This window comes from uncultured Sunxiuqinia sp. (genome assembly GCF_947495665.1).
GTDB lineage: Bacteria > Bacteroidota > Bacteroidia > Bacteroidales > Prolixibacteraceae > Sunxiuqinia > Sunxiuqinia rutila.
The window spans coordinates 41,483-58,953 of record NZ_CANLZV010000007.1 but is presented as its reverse complement, the minus strand read 5'-3'; the positions used below and the strand labels follow the sequence as shown (position 1 = coordinate 58,953).

At 43.7% G+C, this 17,471-nt stretch carries 13 protein-coding genes; 3 read left to right on the top strand and 10 right to left on the bottom strand.

Annotated elements, in window-relative coordinates; translation table 11 throughout:
• Window positions 1-42: 42 nt before the first annotated feature.
• The 5 genes from Q1A18_RS10410 to Q1A18_RS10390 form a co-directional block, all read right to left on the bottom strand.
• Window positions 43-2,295: a bifunctional (p)ppGpp synthetase/guanosine-3',5'-bis(diphosphate) 3'-pyrophosphohydrolase gene (locus tag Q1A18_RS10410; RefSeq protein ID WP_299579281.1), complete on the bottom strand. Its 2,253-nt coding sequence runs from the start codon at window positions 2,293-2,295 to the stop codon at window positions 43-45.
• Between the two features lie 176 nt (window positions 2,296-2,471).
• Entirely contained in the window at window positions 2,472-3,617 is a 1,146-nt protein-coding gene (locus Q1A18_RS10405; protein WP_299579278.1) for a glycosyltransferase, read from the bottom strand.
• Between the two features lie 42 nt (window positions 3,618-3,659).
• The gene (locus tag Q1A18_RS10400) at window positions 3,660-4,121 is read right to left on the bottom strand and encodes an NUDIX domain-containing protein (RefSeq protein WP_299579275.1); all 462 of its coding nucleotides are present in this window, start codon (window positions 4,119-4,121) and stop codon (window positions 3,660-3,662) included.
• Complete coding sequence (gene miaA / locus Q1A18_RS10395) at window positions 4,118-5,023, bottom strand: tRNA (adenosine(37)-N6)-dimethylallyltransferase MiaA (protein WP_299579273.1); 906 nt, start codon at window positions 5,021-5,023, stop codon at window positions 4,118-4,120. The genes Q1A18_RS10400 and miaA overlap by 4 nt, the downstream gene beginning before the upstream one ends.
• A 62-nt stretch (window positions 5,024-5,085) precedes the next feature.
• Entirely contained in the window at window positions 5,086-5,613 is a 528-nt protein-coding gene (locus Q1A18_RS10390; protein ID WP_299579270.1) for a hypothetical protein, read from the bottom strand.
• 360 nt (window positions 5,614-5,973) lie between these two features.
• Between Q1A18_RS10390 and Q1A18_RS10385 the strand changes: the two genes are divergently transcribed.
• Window positions 5,974-7,221 (top strand): ABC transporter permease, encoded by a 1,248-nt coding sequence (locus Q1A18_RS10385; protein ID WP_299579267.1) that lies wholly within the window; start codon window positions 5,974-5,976, stop codon window positions 7,219-7,221.
• Between the two features lie 163 nt (window positions 7,222-7,384).
• Here the strand turns inward: Q1A18_RS10385 and gap are convergent, their stop codons facing one another.
• Window positions 7,385-8,392, bottom strand: a complete 1,008-nt coding sequence (gap, locus tag Q1A18_RS10380) for a type I glyceraldehyde-3-phosphate dehydrogenase (protein WP_299579264.1) — start codon at window positions 8,390-8,392, stop codon at window positions 7,385-7,387.
• Window positions 8,393-9,605: 1,213 nt separating this feature from the next.
• On the opposite strand from gap, the gene Q1A18_RS10375 reads away from it, so the two are divergent.
• Together Q1A18_RS10375 and Q1A18_RS10370 are read left to right on the top strand one after the other, a co-directional pair.
• Window positions 9,606-12,908 (top strand): Ig-like domain-containing protein, encoded by a 3,303-nt coding sequence (locus tag Q1A18_RS10375; protein ID WP_299579261.1) that lies wholly within the window; start codon window positions 9,606-9,608, stop codon window positions 12,906-12,908.
• 165 nt (window positions 12,909-13,073) lie between these two features.
• Window positions 13,074-13,814: a nitroreductase family protein gene (locus Q1A18_RS10370; RefSeq protein WP_299579258.1), complete on the top strand. Its 741-nt coding sequence runs from the start codon at window positions 13,074-13,076 to the stop codon at window positions 13,812-13,814.
• Window positions 13,815-13,928: 114 nt separating this feature from the next.
• On the opposite strand, the gene Q1A18_RS10365 is transcribed toward Q1A18_RS10370, so the two are convergent.
• The 4 genes from Q1A18_RS10365 to Q1A18_RS10350 are packed head-to-tail and all read right to left on the bottom strand — an operon-like array spanning window position 13,929 to window position 17,464.
• Entirely contained in the window at window positions 13,929-14,636 is a 708-nt protein-coding gene (locus Q1A18_RS10365) for a LytTR family DNA-binding domain-containing protein (protein ID WP_299579255.1), read from the bottom strand.
• Window positions 14,633-15,673, bottom strand: coding sequence for a histidine kinase (locus Q1A18_RS10360; protein ID WP_299579252.1), 1,041 nt, complete (start codon window positions 15,671-15,673; stop codon window positions 14,633-14,635). The genes Q1A18_RS10365 and Q1A18_RS10360 overlap by 4 nt, the downstream gene beginning before the upstream one ends.
• Entirely contained in the window at window positions 15,673-16,383 is a 711-nt protein-coding gene (locus Q1A18_RS10355; RefSeq protein ID WP_299579249.1) for a glycosyltransferase, read from the bottom strand. Before Q1A18_RS10355 ends, Q1A18_RS10360 begins: the two co-directional genes overlap by 1 nt.
• A complete protein-coding gene (locus Q1A18_RS10350; RefSeq protein ID WP_299579246.1) occupies window positions 16,376-17,464 on the bottom strand; it encodes an Ldh family oxidoreductase in 1,089 nt (362 codons plus the stop codon). Before Q1A18_RS10350 ends, Q1A18_RS10355 begins: the two co-directional genes overlap by 8 nt.
• Window positions 17,465-17,471 lie beyond the last annotated feature (7 nt).

Genomic DNA, 17,471 nt, shown 5'->3' with positions numbered 1-17,471 from the left:
CAAAAATAGTAAAAAATGGGGATTGTTTAGACTAAATATAAACTAATTCTCAACTTTTTCAATTCGCTCAATGGTGTCTATTCCTTTGATTTTCATTAATCGTGAAATTAATTTATTTAAGTCATCCAGGTTGTGGATATAAATAAACAGGTCTCCTTCGAAAATACCATCGTGGGTGTCAAACATTACCGTGCGCATGTTGATGTTGTTCTGCTTGGAGATGATGTTGGTTACCTCGCTGACAATTCCTACCCGGTCGAAGCCGTTTATCTTGATGCGGGTCAGGTAGGAGCGTTTTTTGAAGTTCGTCCATTCTGCTGTAATAATTCGGTCGCCTTGTTGCGACATGAGCTTGTTTGCTTCAGGACAATTCCGCTTATGAATAATGACGTGGTTATTCGAGCTCATGTAGCCCAGCACATTGTCGCCCGGAATGGGTTGGCAGCATTTGGCCAGGGTATAGGTGCTTTCGTCCGGATCTTCTTTCAGCAAAAAGGTGTTTTTCTTGTTGATCTGTGTTTTGGGCAACTCAAGTTCCAATTCGCTTTCTTCTTTTTTGTTTTTTCCGAAAGAAAGTTTCCAATACTTGGCAAGTTTGTTTTCACGACGAGTTTTTAATATGCTTTCCAGGTCGTCAATCTGAATGAATCCCATACCTACATGGGCGTATAGCTGGTCTTTGTTGGACAGGTTGTAGTGGGATGCCAGTTTTTTCAGGGTGTCGGACGAAGGTTTTATTTTGTGTTCTTTCAGCTTTTCTACAATAATTTCACGGCCTTTCTCCAAGTGCATCTTCTTGTCCATTTTGAACGCTTGCTTCACCTTGGTTTTTGCTTTGGCCGTGGTCATAAACTGCAGCCATGAAAGATCGGGTGTCTGGGTTTTGGAGGTAAGTAATTCAATCTGATCGCCACTTTGCAGGACATGACTAACAGGTACCAATTTGTGATTGACTTTGGCTCCAATACAATGATTGCCCAGGTCGGTGTGAATTTCATAGGCGAAATCGATGACTGTGGCACTTTTGGGCAAGTTGATCATGTCACCTTTCGGAGTGAAAACAACGATTTCGGATGAAAATAAATTCATCTTAAATTGATCCAGAAACTCCATGGCATCCGATTCGGGGTTCTGGAGCATTTCCCGGATTTTTTCCAGCCATTTGTCCAGCTCTGTTTCCGGAGAATGAACGCCTTTGTACTTGTAGTTGTAGTGTGCGGCAAATCCACGCTCGGCCACTTCGTCCATGCGTTCGGTTCGAATTTGGACTTCAACCCACTTGCCTTCCGGGCCCATTACGGTAACATGAAGTGCTTCATAACCATTGGCCTTTGGAATGGTGATCCAGTCGCGAATACGATCGGGCTTGGGTTTGTAAATGTCGGTAATCAGCGAAAGAATGTCGAAGCATTGCCTTTTTTCTGAAACATTGGGCTTAGGCTTGAATACAATCCGGATGGCCATCAAGTCATACACTTCGTCAAACGAAACGCCTTTGGTTTGCATTTTATTCCAGATGGAATAGATGGATTTTAAGCGTCCGGAAACCGTAAAGTCGATGCCCTCTTTTTCGAGCTGCTCCTGAACTGGCTTGATAAATTCATCCACCAGGTATTCTCTGCGTTCGCGCTGGCTGTGGAGCCTGAATACAATCTGATTGTAAGTTTCGGGCTGTTTGTACTTCAAGCTGAGGTCTTCCAGTTCTGTTTTGATGGAATAGAGACCTAGCCGGTGCGCCAAGGGAGCAAATATATACAGGGTTTCAGCGGCAATTTTCAGTTGCTTGGGAAGCGGCATGCTGTCGAGCGTACGCATGTTATGGAGTCTGTCAGCCAGCTTGATCAGAATCACCCGAACATCATCGGAAAGGGTCATCAGCATTTTCCGGAAATTGGTGGCTTGTTTCGAATCATGCTGAGCGGTAATTTCATCGGATAGTTTGGTCAGCCCGTCTACAACCTTACTTACTTTCTCGCCAAACAGGTTTTGAATGTCCTCAAGGGTGTAATCGGTATCTTCAACAACGTCGTGCAGAATGGCTGAGATAATTGAGGTGGCCCCCAAGCCCATTTCACCAGATACGATTTGGGCAACGGCCAGCGGATGAATGATGTAAGGCTCGCCGGATTTGCGTTTGACGCCAGCATGTGCACTGTTGGCAAATTCAAAAGCTCTTCGAATGCGCTCACGTCCCTCATCGGTAATTCGCTGGGCAAATGTATTGGTCAAATTATCGTAATAGTCAGCAATTAATCGCTGCTCTGCTTTCGTCTGTAATTTATTAATCTCCGTCATGCAACAAGTATTAATGCCTTTTCCGATTTGCAAAAGGTAAATATAGTCTATTTCGTATAAAAATTAACCTGGTCTGGTGTCCGAAATAAACAGATTTCACCCATCGTTAATGAAAGCATTAAGTGGCTGTATTTGTTCAGACCGACCAGTCTTACTCGTGAGAAAAACAGGATTTTTTAAGGCTTGTTCAGTGAGTTGTAAACCGATTGAAATGCCTGAACCATGTTAGCCCAGGAAAATTTCTTTTTCTCTTCGATGATGTTTTCTTCGAATACCGCCTGACGTTTGTTGTCGTAAAAATCGACAATGGCATCAGCAATGGCTTTTTCATTGGGGGGCACTACATAGCCAACCTTTTTGTGCGGTATAATTTCAGAAAGCCCGCCCACATCGGTTACCAACATGGCCTTTTCGAAATGATAGCCAATTTGTGTTACGCCACTTTGCGTGGCACTTTTATAGGGTTGTACCACCAAGTCGGCTGCACTGAAATACTGATTGACTTTATCATTCGGGATAAAGTCCGTGTGTAGTAGAACCCGGTTATTGAGATCCCAATCGGCTAACATTTGCAGGTAGGGTTCGGGCTTGGTGTAAAATTCACCGGCAACAATCAACTTCACCGGAAGCTTTTGTATTCGTTCATCAGCAAAGGCTTTTAGCAAAATATCGAGTCCTTTGTACTCGCGTATGAACCCAAAGAAAAGCAAGTAGCTGGTTTCCTGGTCCAGTTGAAGCAGGCTTTTGGCTTTAGTTTGCTCCAGGCGTTCGCCAAAGTTGTCGAACAAGGGGTGCGGACAAAGTGCCCGGTGAAGCCCGGGAGTGAAAAGGTTGATGTCGTTGAGTACCGATTGTGACATGGCGACCATACCATCAATGCTTTTCATGAAATAATGGGTGAGCAAACGATCACCGGGGCGTTTTTCGTGGGGCACTATGTTGTCGGCAAGGCAAATGACCTTGGTATGTGCGTTTTTGCGTACAATGCGGCAGATGGTACCTAAAACGGGACCCATAAATGGCAGCCAGTACCGCACCATCAGCAGGTCGGGTTTTTCTTTCTGAATACGTTTTCCAACCCGAAACCAGTTGAGAGGGTTGATGGAATTTACGGTTCGCTTGATTTTTAACTGCTCTGGTGCTTGTCCGTCAACATACTGCGACTTGCCGGGAAACAGAAGTTTCGGATATTGAATGGTAAAGGTTTCTATTTCTACTTGGTAGCCCTGGTTCTGAAACTCAATAGCCAAACGTTCGTTGTATGCAGCCAGTCCGCCGCGAAACGGATAGGCCGGACCTATTATTTTGATGGTTTTAGTCATTTCAAGCTATACTTTGGGAGGTAGAACCTCTGTCCGTAATTTCTAGGAATTTTGTTGTTTCAGCAAATGTGCAACATGTTTATCAATCGGGAAAGAGAAATCGTCAGGATTTAACGCTTTCAGCTTTATCCATCGAAATGATTGTTGTCCGTTCTCCTCAATTTCAAAATCAAAGGGCTTTTGAGAAATTTTAAATCTGAGGGGCTTTTTTAATCGGGCCTTGTAGTAAATGCTGATGAGTTGATGATTCTCGTAAAAAAGGGCTTTTTGATAAAAATCAGTGGTGTAGAAATGGGTGATTGATTCAATCTCCTGTTGACATTCTTCCTGCATTTCCCGTTTTAAGCAGTCAATGGTTCCTTCGCCAAACTGCAGGCCGCCTCCTGGGAATTTGGTCATTTTTGTATTGAGCTGAAATTCGTCGGTAATCAACACCTCCTGTTGGTCGTTGATGAAAAGACCATAAATCCGAATGGTAAATTGATTAGGTTGCATTGGTTTCATGTCTTCAGAGTTTCATGAATAAAGCAGATGATCTCCTCCTGTTGATGGGGCTCAAACCAATGAATGTCCGGATCTTTGCGCAGCCAGGTGAGCTGCTTGCGGGCATAGCGCCGTGAGTTTCGCTTGATGAGTTCAACAGCCTTCTCCAAACTGGTTTCGCCATCGAAATAAGCAAAAAGCTCCTTATAACCTACGGTATTGAGTGAGTTTAAGTGTTTGAACGGATAAATGCTTCGGGCTTCCTCTTCCAGGCCGGCTGCCATCATAAGGTCTACCCGTTTATTAATCTGGTTGTAGAGTTTTTCACGTTCCATGTTTAATCCAATTTTCAGGATTTTGAATGGACGCTCTTTGATTGTTTCTTTGCGGAATGAAGAATAGGGCTTGCCAGTCATCAGGCAGACTTCCAATGCCCGAATCAGCCGTTTGGGGTTTTTAAGGTCAACTTGCTGGTAGTAGCTGGCATCAAGTTGCTTTAATTTCATGCGTAAGTGTTCAATGCCTTTTTCTTCAAAATCGCGGGTTAGTTTTTCCCGAATTTCATGATCAACGTCCGGTTGTTCGTCAATTCCTTTGCATACTGCATCAACATAGAGCATGGAGCCACCTGTCATAACCAGCATATCTTGTTTGGTAAAACAGCTTGCAATTAAGTCCAGTGCGTCGGATTCAAAGCGACTGGCATTGTAATCATCATGAATGGAATGGGAATGGATGAGGTGGTGGGGAGCCTGGTTGAGCTCATCCGGTGTTGGAACAGCTGTTCCGATGGACAGTTCCCTGAAAATTTGACGGGAATCAGCCGAAATGATTTCGGTTTTGAAATGTTTGGCCAGTTGGATACTTAAAGAACTTTTTCCAATGCCCGTGGGCCCTTGAACGACTATTAATGTTTTCTCCATTCGTTGTTAAATCATTGAACGGACAAAGGTAGTGCTTTTGGGAAAATAAGGAAGGGGACCCTTTAGTCCCCTTCGATTAGATCCTCCATTTCGCCAAAAATTTCGGTATAATCATCTAAATCACCATAATCCTGATATTTATTCTCCTGATTGAGAATTTCGAGACCCTGGTCCTGTAATTCTTCTTCCAGAACTTGTGCAGGGGCATCACCCTGTTGATAGGTGACTTGGTTTTCGCGAAGATTCTTTTCCATGTAAATTTCAGTTAATTCAATATAAAAAGATCTGTCATTAAAGAAGTCAAATACATAGAGCAAACGTTGTCCTATGCTTGAGAGGATATTATGTAGTTGGGTTTTCCCCATGATTAAAATGGAGGACCCAGGTCTACCAAAATCTAAGAATGTGATTTCTGTTTGTTTCCCGTGGTGCTTGCTGGCCACAAAAAAGGAGGCCAGTTGATCGGAACTGTAATTGCAGCACTTTTGAATGCACCAGTGTAAATCTGCAAAACTGCTTTTTCCATCTATTTCGATTATCCTTAAAAAATCAGCATTCTCAATAGAAGTTATTTTTAACTGGAATACCATTCAGTATTTTTATGTTGTTGATTAATAATTTTAGTTGTTTTATTGGCACACAGGTTTTTTAAACGGTGATCGTTTCAGAAAGGTTAGGCAATAAATGTTAAAAAAGATTAATTGCCGGATTGATGCTTGTTATGTGTTGTTTTATAGCTTGTTGTGGGCTGTGTGTTTTTTGTGAAAAAGTGATTCCAAACTGAAGAATTGAACTTTTTATTTAGTGATTCGATGAATATTTGATTGAATAATTCTGTTTTTTCATGGACTGATTCGTTGTTTTCCTCCGAATAAATTTTGAACTTGGCTACCATTAAGTTTACACATTAATTCGGAACACAGTAACACAAGTCAAGCAAGATTGAGATTATGCAATACCGAGGACTACTCTACGAAAATTTGAAGATTTCACTTCAATCGATTCGCTCAAATTTGTTGCGGACAATTCTGACGGTATTAATTATTGCTGTTGGAATCACCGCTTTGGTTGGGATTCTGACAGCGATTGACTCCATTAAGTCCTCCATTACCAAAGAATTTACCTTTATGGGGGCGAATACCTTTTCCATTACCTCGCGCGGCATGACTGTGCAGGTGGGCAATGAGCGAATTCGTACCAAGAACCACGCTTACATCAGTTACTACCAGGCTCAGGAATTTCAAGAACAATTTGATTTTCCGGCTACTGTCGCGGTTTCAGTTACAGCCACTGGTACGGCTACGGTAAAGTATGGCTCAGAAAAATCGAACCCGAATGTGACGGTTCGAGGGGTTGATGAGAATTACATTGTGGCTTCCGGTTTCGAAATTGAAAGGGGCCGCAACCTTATGGGGGCTGACTTGGTTGCAGGGGCTAATGTGGTGGTGCTTGGAGATGGATTGGTTCGGCGCTTGTTTGGAAAAGATGTGAATCCGTTACAAAAGGAAATAAGTATTGGAGGCGGACGTTACAGGGTGGTAGGGACACTAAAATCGAAAGGCGGCGGATTTGGCGATAACGGCGATGAGATTTGTCTGCTCCCATACTCCAATGTTCGAACTTATTTTTCGCGTCCGCAAATGAACTTTACTATTCAGGTTAAAGCTGCAAATACCCAGCTGGTGGATGCGGCAGTTGGTGAGGCTGAGGGGACATTTCGTGTCATTCGGGGACTGAGTCCAATGGATGAAACGGACTTCAATATTGAGAAAAGTGATAACCTGGTGAATATGCTTTTGAATAACATTAAAAACATCACCTTGGTGGCTACTATAATTGGCATGATTACTTTGTTTGGCGCTGCTGTGGGATTGATGAATATTATGCTTGTATCAGTAACGGAAAGAACACGGGAGATTGGCGTTCGCAAAGCAATAGGTGCAAACGGAACTCTGATCCGCCAGCAGTTTTTAATGGAAGCTGTGGTGATCGGGCAAATTGGAGGTGCTTTGGGAATTGTGCTTGGCATTTTGGTGGGGAATATCGTTTCGGTTCTGATCGGCAGTTCTTTTATTATTCCATGGCTGTGGATTTTTACAGGGGTGATTGTGTGTTTTGGTGTTGGAATTATTTCAGGTTATTATCCTGCGCAAAAAGCAGCTCGTATGGACCCGATTGAAAGTTTGCGTCACGAATAGTTCGTAATCGGTACTAGTTGTTCCTGCTTCATTCGAGAGATTTCTGTTTGTGGCGTTTGCTGAAGAGGAGAATGAATTTGCTCCCACAATTTTAATACAAAATAAAAAAGGCTTTCCGTCATCTTGACGGAAAGCCTTTCTTTTAAACTATTGTAGTCTGTAATTATTTTACAGAATCCATGTATTGGATCAATTCGCAAACTTTTGCAGAGTAACCCATTTCGTTGTCGTACCAAGAAACAACTTTTACGAAGTTTGGAGACAATGAGATACCAGCACCAGCGTCGAAGATAGAAGTACGAGTGTCACCAACGAAATCGTTAGAAACAACCATGTCCTCAGTGTAACCAAGAACACCAGCCAATTCGCCTTCAGAAGCAGCTTTCATAGCGGCGCAAATTTCTTCGTAAGAAGCACCTTTTTCCAAAGTAACAGTCAAGTCAACAACTGATACGTCAGGAGTAGGAACACGGAAAGCCATACCTGTCAATTTTCCGTTCAATTCAGGAATAACTTTACCTACAGCTTTAGCAGCACCAGTAGATGAAGGGATAATGTTTTGGCCAGCGCCACGTCCACCTCTCCAGTCTTTCATAGAAGGACCGTCAACTGTTTTTTGAGTTGCAGTAGTTGCGTGAACAGTTGTCATCAAACCTTCTTTGATACCGAATTTGTCATTCAATACTTTAGCTACAGGAGCCAAGCAGTTGGTAGTACAAGAAGCGTTAGAAACAAAGTTCATATCGTTTGTGTAAGAAGCGTTGTTTACACCCATAACGAACATTGGAGTATCGTCTTTAGAAGGAGCAGACATCACAACTTTTTTAGCACCAGCGTCGATGTGACCTTGAGCTGATTCTTTTGTCAAGAAAAGACCAGTTGACTCAACAACGTACTCAGCACCAACAGCGCCCCAGTTAATGTCAGCAGGGTTTCTTTCAGCAGTTACACGGATTTCGTCACCGTTAACGATTAATTTACCGTCTTTTACTTCAACAGTTCCGTCGAATTGTCCGTGAGTTGAATCGTATTTAAGCATGTAAGCCATGTAGTCTACATCGATCAAGTCGTTGATAGCAACTACTTGAATTGTACCTTTTGCAACAGCTTGGCGGAAAACAAAACGACCGATACGGCCAAATCCGTTGATACCGATTTTAATTTTTGACATAGTTGATAATTTAAAAATTAATGAAAGATTATTCTTTTGATCTATTAGCTTTTAAGTATTTTTTCAAAGCCCCACAAAATAACTAACTAAATTTAAGACGATCAAATTTTTCGATTTTGAATTGATTTTTTTCCTCAGGGCTTAAAATACAGTTAATGTTGGGCGCGAGTTGTAATTGAGCCTACGGAGAATTGAACGATTGGTTATTGAAAGGCAGCAAAGGATTTGTTAAGAAATTGCCCGGAGTTTGTGTGTGGTTATGTTAATTTCATCGCAGAGAAAGATGATGATCTCTTGGTTTAAAACGCTTGGGAGGAGCATACTGCATCGTTCCACGAAAGCGTCAAATTGACTGCTTGTGAGTTCTGCATGGTTGGCGTCTTCAAGTCCTGAATATCCTGTTCTGGTGCCCTTTGGCTGTATGCTGGGCATTTGCAGGTTTTGCAGGAACTAAGCATGAATAGCGCTAGAGACGCTGCTAGGAGTAGGGTTTTCCAAATAACTTTTGTTTGCATCTTGAAATGATTAAAGGAGTCAAAGTTATTGTATTAACGGAATGATGCAAGTAAAAAGTGTTCGGATTGCCTTGAGGCTTGATCATTTTCAGATGATTAATCTCTTCTTTTTAGGCTGTCTGAATCTGGGTGTTTAATTAAATTTATTTATTAATCTCAAGAGGTGATAAGTAGTTCATTTTTAGGGGGACGTATCGCTTGTTGGTGGATTTTTTAGATAAACTAAGTTTATTATTGTTCAAAAAAAACCTTGTGCTTTGGCGATAAATTTCATAGGTTTGTAAGTAATGTGTTACTTGAGGTAAATATGGCCGTAATGGTAGTAAATAAAGCCAAGATGGAAAACTTAAACTTAAACGTAAGAATATGAAAAAAAGACTGACACAACTTTTTTGTATTTCAAACTTAATTCTTTGTTCGGGCTGAATTGCAACGTTGCAATTGGAATGCCCGGAAAACTCTGTGGGGCCTGTTTAATAACGAATTGGGCGCCTGTTTGTAAGATTCAAAAGTTATGTTTGAATATCCCAATTTCCTGAGCCAAATTCAATGAAACATTCAATTGTTTATTTACGCTGGACTTTTCTCCATTTATGGAGCAAGACGACCTATGGCTGTTAATGTACGGCCTTACCTATTAAGTGGTGAAATGAACGAATATGATGATTATCAAAAAATAATAAATAAAACCAGATTCTATGAGCAAAAACTTTACTCGGTTTCTTAGTTTAACATTGCTTGTCGGCTTGTGCTGTATTTCTTCCTGGAGCTACGCTCAGTGCGCTTGGGAGCTATCTGCAAGTGATGTGGTAATGGTCACAGACCTGTCAACGGTCTGCGATGGGGATGAGCTTACCTACGAGGTGCAGGGATACGCCACCGATTTATACGAATTTGCGTTTAATGCGGGTAGCTTTTCTTCAGTTAACCAGTTTGGGGTAACTGAAGGAGAAAGCTTTACTGTTCAGGTCAAGGAACTTGCCAGCAATTGTCTTTCCAATGAGGTCACAATTGCTTCGGAAGATGTGCTGCCACTTTCTTTTGTAGTGACCAAGAAAGATATAACCTGCTATGGAGCGAAAGATGGAATGATTCACTTGGATATTTCAGGAGGAACGTTCGATGGTGACCATCCTTATCAGATGGTTATTTCAAACCAAGGGTGGCGCGAAATTGAGGGGGCTAGCAAAGATGTGGTCGTTTATACGCCGGGCGTTTACGAAGTTAAAGTAAGAGATGGAAATGGCTGCGAAACAGCTCCTCAGCAAGTAACAATTAACGAGCCAGCGCCGGTTACTATCAGTTTGACTCCCAACTTTGCAGGGGATGCCTGTTACATGGATGAAGCGGGTTCGATTGACGTCAAAGTCAGTGGTGGAAACGATGTGGATTATACAATCCAATTAAAGGATTCGGAAGGTACAGTGCTCGAAACAGCAACAGCAATTGCCGGCCTGTACAGTTTTACAGCTGGCTATGCGGCCGGAACTTATTCGGTTGTCGCTTATGATAGCAAATCTTGTGAAGGAACAGGCGAGACCACAATCGAAGGAAAGAGCCCGATTACCTTTGCTGCTGAAGTTACAGAAGACTTGCTGTGTAAAGGGGCCGCCACCGGAGTGATTGATGTGAGCGGAATTGAAGGCGGAACTGAAGGGGCTGGTTATGTGGCTGAGCTATATGATTCAGGCAATACCTTGGTCGCCTCCCAAACCGCGATAGGCGGATCAGCTGAACTTTCCGGGTTAATGGCTGGCGCTTATAGCGTGTTTGTCAGAGATGGTAATGGTTGCTTGTCTGAAGGTATCGAGCTTTCGGTGTGGGAACCAGCTGAAGCATTGTTGCTGGAGGCTGAGGTGGTAAGTCACATTCGCTGTACTGAACCGGGCGAATTTACTATTAGAGCTACTGGCGGAGTGCCAGGATATATGTATTACTATGCAACGGTAGACCCGGCAACAGGAGCTGTTCCGACAGCAACTCTGCCAGGTGAAAATACGGTATGGATGCCTGCAGCGGCTGATGGTACGTTGACAGTTTCTGTTGAAACTCCTGCAACGTATGTGGTTTGGGTGAAAGATGCAGATGGTCAGGGGTGCCTGGTTGGAGGAGAACTCGCCCCTGAGTGGCGGGTGCAAGTAGATCATGCTAACCCTCCGGTAACTTTCAATACAGATATTACGAAACTCATTGCTTGCAATGGCGAGTCGACCGGCGAAATTACCATCTCCAATATTGATGGTGGTGAAAGTGCCAATTACGAAATCACCGTTAATGGCGACGTGTTGGATGGAATGGTCATTTCTGACTTGGTAGCTGGAACATATGAGATTACGGTAACCGAAACGGTTGGCGGATGTGAGGCCACTGAGCAGGTGGTCATTTCTCAACCTGATGAGTTGGTAATTACTGAATTTATTCGGGTTGAAGGTGTTTTCTCATGTCCCGATGCAACCGAAGGATGGTTAGAAGCCAAAGCCGAAGGCGGAAGCGGATCCTATTCTTATCAGCTCTACCAAGATGGGACTCCATATGGTTCAGAAGTAAGCATCCCTTCATTTGTTGTGCCAATTGGTGCTGAATATGCCGTGAAGGTAATGGATGATAACTGTGAAGCGATGTCGGAGAGCATTGTGTTGGATCAGGTGCCGGATGTTCAGTTTACGGTTGAAGACCAAACATGCTTTGGCGCGGCTTCCGTTACTGTTCTTGTATCGGCCTCAGGAGCTCCGAGTCATCAGTTTGAGGTGTCTTATGCTCCCGTAGTTGATGGCGTAGAAGGGACCCGTTCGGCTTGGGAAACATTTGATTCAATCATCGAAATAGAAGGATTGTCTTACGAAGAAGCCAATGCCGGTAATTATAATTTTTATGTCCGCTATTTCCCTTACGAATGTGGTGAAACGACCCAGTTGGTGTCGTTGGCTGCAGTTGAAAGTGGACTGACAGCAACCGTGGAACAAGATGATTTGAATGCTACCGTAACACCAAGTGGAGGAGAGGCTCCCTATTCTTATTTGTTGAATGGTGTTTCGACTGCTGGTCCTGATTTTGTCCTTCCTGAAGGAACGAATACCATTACCGTTGTCGATGCGCGCGGATGTACTTACGATGTTGTTGTAACTGTTGACCCGATAAGCCTGACAGCTAATCCAAGCTCGGGAGACGCCATGCCTCAGGAATCTGATGTTGTGCTGACCTTCAATCGCGAAGTGACCCTGAACGAGGGAGATGTTGTAGGAGGAACTGTTACGCCTGGAACCGGAACTGAGTTTACCGTAAGTATGTCGGGCAACGATGGTGAAGTGCTGACATTGACGGTAGGAACCGGAATTAAAGATGCAGCGAATAATAGTTTTGCAGGTGACGTGTTTACTTATACGCTTGGCAATACGCCTCCGGTGTTGGAGTCATTTTCGCCAACTGGTCAGCAGGATGACAATCATCCCGAGTTTGTGATGACTTTTAGCGAGGCCGTTCAGTTGTCGGGTGTTGCCGGTGATTTAATAATTACCAAAGCCGGAGAGTCAGAAGCGTGGATGGTTATTCCTTTGTCTTCTGCAGTGATTGATGGTAACACGGTTACGATAAGCTATGATTACGATGCTGATAAAGGAGGTCTGGACCGTCAAACCACCTATTTCGTGAATGTTGATGCTGGGGCGATTGAAGATTTGGCTGGAAACGATTTTGCCGGGTTGACCGACCAAACAAGCTGGACTTTTACCACGGGTGATTGGCTTACTTCAATTGAGGATCCAAGCGAAGTTGCTGAGATGTTTAGCGTCTATCCAAATCCGTTTGATACATACATAACCATTAAAAATGCCAGCAAGTTGTCACGGATCATGATTTCGAATATTGCCGGTCAGCGGGTTAAAGACCTTGTTAATCCGACAGAAATTATCAATACCGGTGATCTGCGAAGTGGAATCTACTTCCTCACCTTGGTCGATAAAGATGATGCTGTTGTAAAAACAGAACGAATCATAAAGCAATAAGAGAATTGCAATAGAATTTGAGGGGAAGCCGGTTGGTTTCCCCTTTTTTTATTTTTGAGCGCCACTCGAAGTTCGTCTTGAATCCGGAGTTGGAACCGGAGTTCTGACCGATTGAAAGAAATCCTTAACTTTGGTGGCGTCAAAACAAAAAATCAAGGCATACCTATGGAACTTTTATTTCAACACCGTTCAATTCGTCAATACAAATCCACACCTGTTGCAGATGATCTGCTTAACCAGATTATTGAGGCAGGAACACGGGCATCCAATACGGGCAACATGCAGCTTTACAGTGTCGTGGTAACCCGTGATGAAGAGAAGAAAGCGCAGCTGGCTCCACTTCATTTCAATCAACCTATGGTAAAACAGGCACCGGTTTTACTGACAATTTGTGCTGACATCAACTTGTTTAATCACTGGTGTAAACAGCGCAAAGCCGATGCGGGCTACAACAACCTGCTATGGCTGATGAATTCAACGATTGATGCGTCGTTGTTTGCGCAAAATTTGTGTGTCGAGGCCGAGTCGCACGGGCTGGGTATTTGCTACCTGGGAACGGCTTTGTACAATGCTCAGGAGTTTATTGATGCGCTGGAGCTTCCCAAGGGGGTGATTCCTGTTACGGCAATTGTTTTGGGCTATCCGGACCAGGAGCCGCCATTGACCGATCGTTTGCCGCTAAATGCCGTTGTGCACCATGAAAAATATGTTGACTTTAAGGATGAGCAAGTGAATGAACTTTTCTCTGAAAAAGAAAACCTGCCAAGTTCCCGGCAGTTTGTGAGTGAAAATAAGAAAGAAAATCTGGCACAGGTGTTTACCGATATTCGCTATAAAAAGCAAGATGCAGAGGCTTTCTCGGCAAAACTGATGGATACCTTGCGTAAGCAGGGGTTTGAGCTGTAGCTGTCCGTTACCTGAAACCGAGAAAAGATAAAAGCCCATTGCCCGAGAAATAGTTTCTTCTGTGGGCAATGGGCTTTTATGCATTAGGTGTAATTTTTTGAGGGCAGAGTCCGCCTATTTGATGACGTGTTTATTGATGAGTTCCTGAAAGCTCTGCCGGAAATTGTTCCCTACCGGAAGTTTGTTGCCGTTGATCTCGACCAGGTTACCTTCAATGCTTTGAATTTGATCCAGGCGAATGAGGTAGGATTTATGGGTTCTGAAAAACTGATCAGCGGGTAGTAGCTCTTCCATCTTTTTCATGGATAGGTTGGTAACCAGATGTTTGTCTTTCAGATGAATTTTGATGTAATCGCCCAAGCCTTCAATAAAACAAATCGACTTAAATTCAACCCGAATGTTTTTTTTGTTGGCTTTTATGAAGATGTAGTCCGCCGCCTGCTTTTCTTCCTGGTGCAGCTGGCGCAGTTTCAGTTGTTCCTCGGCCTTTTGCACCGCCTTAAAAAATCGCTCAAACGAAAAAGGTTTTTTGAGGTAATCCAGAATGTTTAGTTCGTAGCCTTCCATGGCATAGTCCGAATAAGCGGTTGTTAGGATGACCTCCGGAGGATTATTCAGGTTTTTGAGCAGTTCCAGCCCGCTTAGACGGGGCATGTTTACATCCAGAAACATCAGGTCAATCGGGCTATCTTTTAGTTTGCTGCTCGCCTCCAGGGCATTGTTACAGGTGCAGACAATCTGAAGCCCGGGAATGTCTTTTGCAAATTGCAGAATCACATTTTGTGCCAACGGTTCATCATCAACAATAATTGCTTTAATCATTTGGTCGTTTTTAGTAACAGTTGCAATTCAACCTTAAAGATATTTTCTTTTTTGCTGATATTTAAATGGTATTCCTCTTTTTTGTAGAGGTACTCCAGCCGTTTTTGGACGTTTTTAAGGCCAATGCCGTGTGCTTCGTTCTTGGTAGGTTGAAGAGCCTCCTCGTAGTTGTTGCTTACCTTAAAATGAAGCCAGTTGTCTTTTACTTGAATTTGAATGTGGATGAAAGCCTTCTCACTGATGGATTTACTTCCGTGTTTAAACGCGTTGTCAACAAATGGCTCAAAAATGAGTGGAATAATAAGTTTGTCCCGAATAGCACCATCCAGCTCAAAACGAATGTCTGTTTGATCGGATAGGCGAATGCGTTGCAGTTCAATGAAGTTTTGAATAAACTCTACTTCTTTATGCAAGCTGATGAGGTTTTCCCGCGATTCATAGAGAACATGTCGCATCAAGTCCGACAGTTTCAGAATCATCTCAGGTGTTTTCTTCGAGTTGGTCAGCGAAAGGGAATAAATGTTGTTTAACGAATTAAACAAAAAGTGCGGGTTGATTTGGGCTTTCAGGGTGTTCAGTTCAGCCTTCAGCTTTTCCCGTTCCACTTTGTTGTACCGTAGCTCGATGTCCTGCATTTTTATCCAGTCGTTCACAAACTTGGCCAGCGAGCTGATGCCAATGTAAAAGCCTGTGGTGAAAAAATAGGTGGAAAACAGCTTGGGTTGGTAAAAATGCTGCAGGCTGTAAAACAGTCCGAGTATAACAAGCGAGGACAGCGCCATGGAAATCAACAACCAGAAGGTGTAGAAAATGTAGTATTTCTTTTTCAGAAACCTTGGAATCAACACCCAAAGGTTGATGTAAACGGCAAGCGCAAATCCGGTATTTAAAATCAGTGCCCGCAAAATATCTTTTGCCGCATTGAATTGGTAATCAGAAGCCACATAAAAAGAAGCCAACGCAAAAGCGGTACTGCTTAGCCAGAATAAAATCTGCAAAAGTACTTTATAGCGTTGGTAGTTTCTGATTAGTGGCATTAGATGCGGTCTTTGCGTTTGGTAAATTTATTGAAGTAATATTTTACCGGGTTCGTGTATTTTAAATGCTTCCACGGACGGCTGCTGTGCGGTTTGTGAATGACTGGCAGCATGGTGGCCAGGTAATTTTTATAGCCCAATGTTTTTGACTTGCGCGAGATGAATACATCATACCAATCCTTTTCGCGTGAGAGCTCCTGAAAGGAAAAATTCCGGAGCAACTCGGGAGTGAGCAGGGTGCAGCAAAAACTTAAGCTGTGTGAGGTATCAATAAGGGGCTGCTTTTCATTTTTGAAATTCAGGTAAGGAAAGTTGATGGCTCCCTCCTCATTGGTGGTTACAGCTCCCAGCATACCGCAGTTTGGAGCAATTTGACTCAAATCCCGCATTTTGTCCAAAGTGTCTGGCTGAATGATAACATCCGATTCAATAACGATCAAAGGGATGTTGAGCTCCAGCGCCTTTTGTTGTGCCATTTGAAGCACCAAATTATAGTTGGGCGATGGTGTTTCTGTTAGATCCTTCAGGTTGACAAGTTTGTAGCCATAGGCCGCTTGCTTCTCCTCCAAAATGGCTGTTGTTTCAGGTGTACTGAAATCATTGTAAACCACATGCTGATGATCTCCATTGGCCCGGTGAATGGCCTCAATGGTTTGCAAGGTTGTTTCGAGGGAGTCTTTTACAGGGGTAATGACCAGTGTCTTAGGCATATTGAGTGGCGTTAAAAGTTAATTCAAATTTTGAAGCCAGGTTCTCCAGGTCTTCAATAACTGCTTGTTGGACAGGGATTCCGTTGGCCAGGCGTTCCTGCGTCAAGAGGCGTTCCGGATCGCCCGGAATCAGCGTCTCATCTCCTGAGTTGACAGGCTCCGCTGTTCGGAAAGTACGAATCCAGGTGTCCATATGCTCTTTAAAGTCTTTGGCCGGGCGAAAAGCATCAATGCGGAAGGCGCCAAAAAAGTGTCCAATACCATCACCCACGGGGTTGGCCGGAGGATCGAGGAAAGCGACAAACGGAGGAACCCATGGGCCATAATTGGCTCCCGAGAGAACGGCTGAGAAAATGTCAACCATGGCACCCAGACAATAGCCTTTGTGGCTGCCATGTTCGCGGTCTCCACCTAGCGGAAGCATGGCTCCGCCCTTTTTCAGCGCAAAGGCATCGGTTGTTGGGCATCCGTCTTTATCCTGTGCCCACCCAAGAGGGGCATCTTCGCCCTTCCGTTGCAAAACTTCCAGTTTTCCATTGGCAACGGTAGTTGTGGCCATGTCCATCACAAAAGGAGGTTCATCCTGGGCGGGAATAGCCACCGCAATGGGGTTGGTTCCTAAAAAGCGACTTTTGGAAAAGGTCGGTGAAACCAAGGGACTGGCGTTGGTCATCGAAATACCAATCATGTCTTCATCCAAAGCCAGCATGGCATGGTAACCGGCAATTCCGTAATGGTTCGAATTTTTCACAGCTACCCATCCGCTACCTACCTGGCGTGCTTTATCCATGGCAATGCGCATGGCTTTAGGTCCGGCAACAAGGCCCAGGGCCAGGTCGGCATCGAGCACCGCTGTTGATGGGGTTTCATGTACAATTTTCATTTGAGGGCTGGCGTTCAGTCGGTTTTTCTCCCACAAACGCACATAACCACTCAGGCGGGCTACACCGTGTGAATCTACTCCGCGTAAATCTGCCTGGTTCAGGCAGTCAGCAGCCAATGCTGCTTCCTCGGGCGGGCAGCCTATTTTTTCAAAGACTTGTTGGGTGAAGTCTTTTAAATAACTTGAGCTTAACTTCATTTCTCAG

What these genes read in the sequence shown, in the direction of transcription:
- Q1A18_RS10385 (WP_299579267.1), top strand. Translation starts at nt 5,974, where the DNA reads ATGCAATACCGAGGACTACTCTACGAAAATTTGAAGATTTCACTTCAA.
- Q1A18_RS10370 (WP_299579258.1), top strand. Translation starts at nt 13,074, where the DNA reads ATGGAACTTTTATTTCAACACCGTTCAATTCGTCAATACAAATCCACA.
- Q1A18_RS10350 (WP_299579246.1), bottom strand. Translation starts at nt 17,464, where the DNA reads ATGAAGTTAAGCTCAAGTTATTTAAAAGACTTCACCCAACAAGTCTTT.
- Q1A18_RS10360 (WP_299579252.1), bottom strand. Translation starts at nt 15,673, where the DNA reads ATGCCACTAATCAGAAACTACCAACGCTATAAAGTACTTTTGCAGATT.
- miaA (WP_299579273.1), bottom strand. Translation starts at nt 5,023, where the DNA reads ATGGAGAAAACATTAATAGTCGTTCAAGGGCCCACGGGCATTGGAAAA.
- Q1A18_RS10355 (WP_299579249.1), bottom strand. Translation starts at nt 16,383, where the DNA reads ATGCCTAAGACACTGGTCATTACCCCTGTAAAAGACTCCCTCGAAACA.
- Q1A18_RS10390 (WP_299579270.1), bottom strand. Translation starts at nt 5,613, where the DNA reads ATGGTATTCCAGTTAAAAATAACTTCTATTGAGAATGCTGATTTTTTA.
- Q1A18_RS10375 (WP_299579261.1), top strand. Translation starts at nt 9,606, where the DNA reads ATGAGCAAAAACTTTACTCGGTTTCTTAGTTTAACATTGCTTGTCGGC.
- Q1A18_RS10405 (WP_299579278.1), bottom strand. Translation starts at nt 3,617, where the DNA reads ATGACTAAAACCATCAAAATAATAGGTCCGGCCTATCCGTTTCGCGGC.
- Q1A18_RS10400 (WP_299579275.1), bottom strand. Translation starts at nt 4,121, where the DNA reads ATGAAACCAATGCAACCTAATCAATTTACCATTCGGATTTATGGTCTT.
- Q1A18_RS10410 (WP_299579281.1), bottom strand. Translation starts at nt 2,295, where the DNA reads ATGACGGAGATTAATAAATTACAGACGAAAGCAGAGCAGCGATTAATT.
- gap (WP_299579264.1), bottom strand. Translation starts at nt 8,392, where the DNA reads ATGTCAAAAATTAAAATCGGTATCAACGGATTTGGCCGTATCGGTCGT.
- Q1A18_RS10365 (WP_299579255.1), bottom strand. Translation starts at nt 14,636, where the DNA reads ATGATTAAAGCAATTATTGTTGATGATGAACCGTTGGCACAAAATGTG.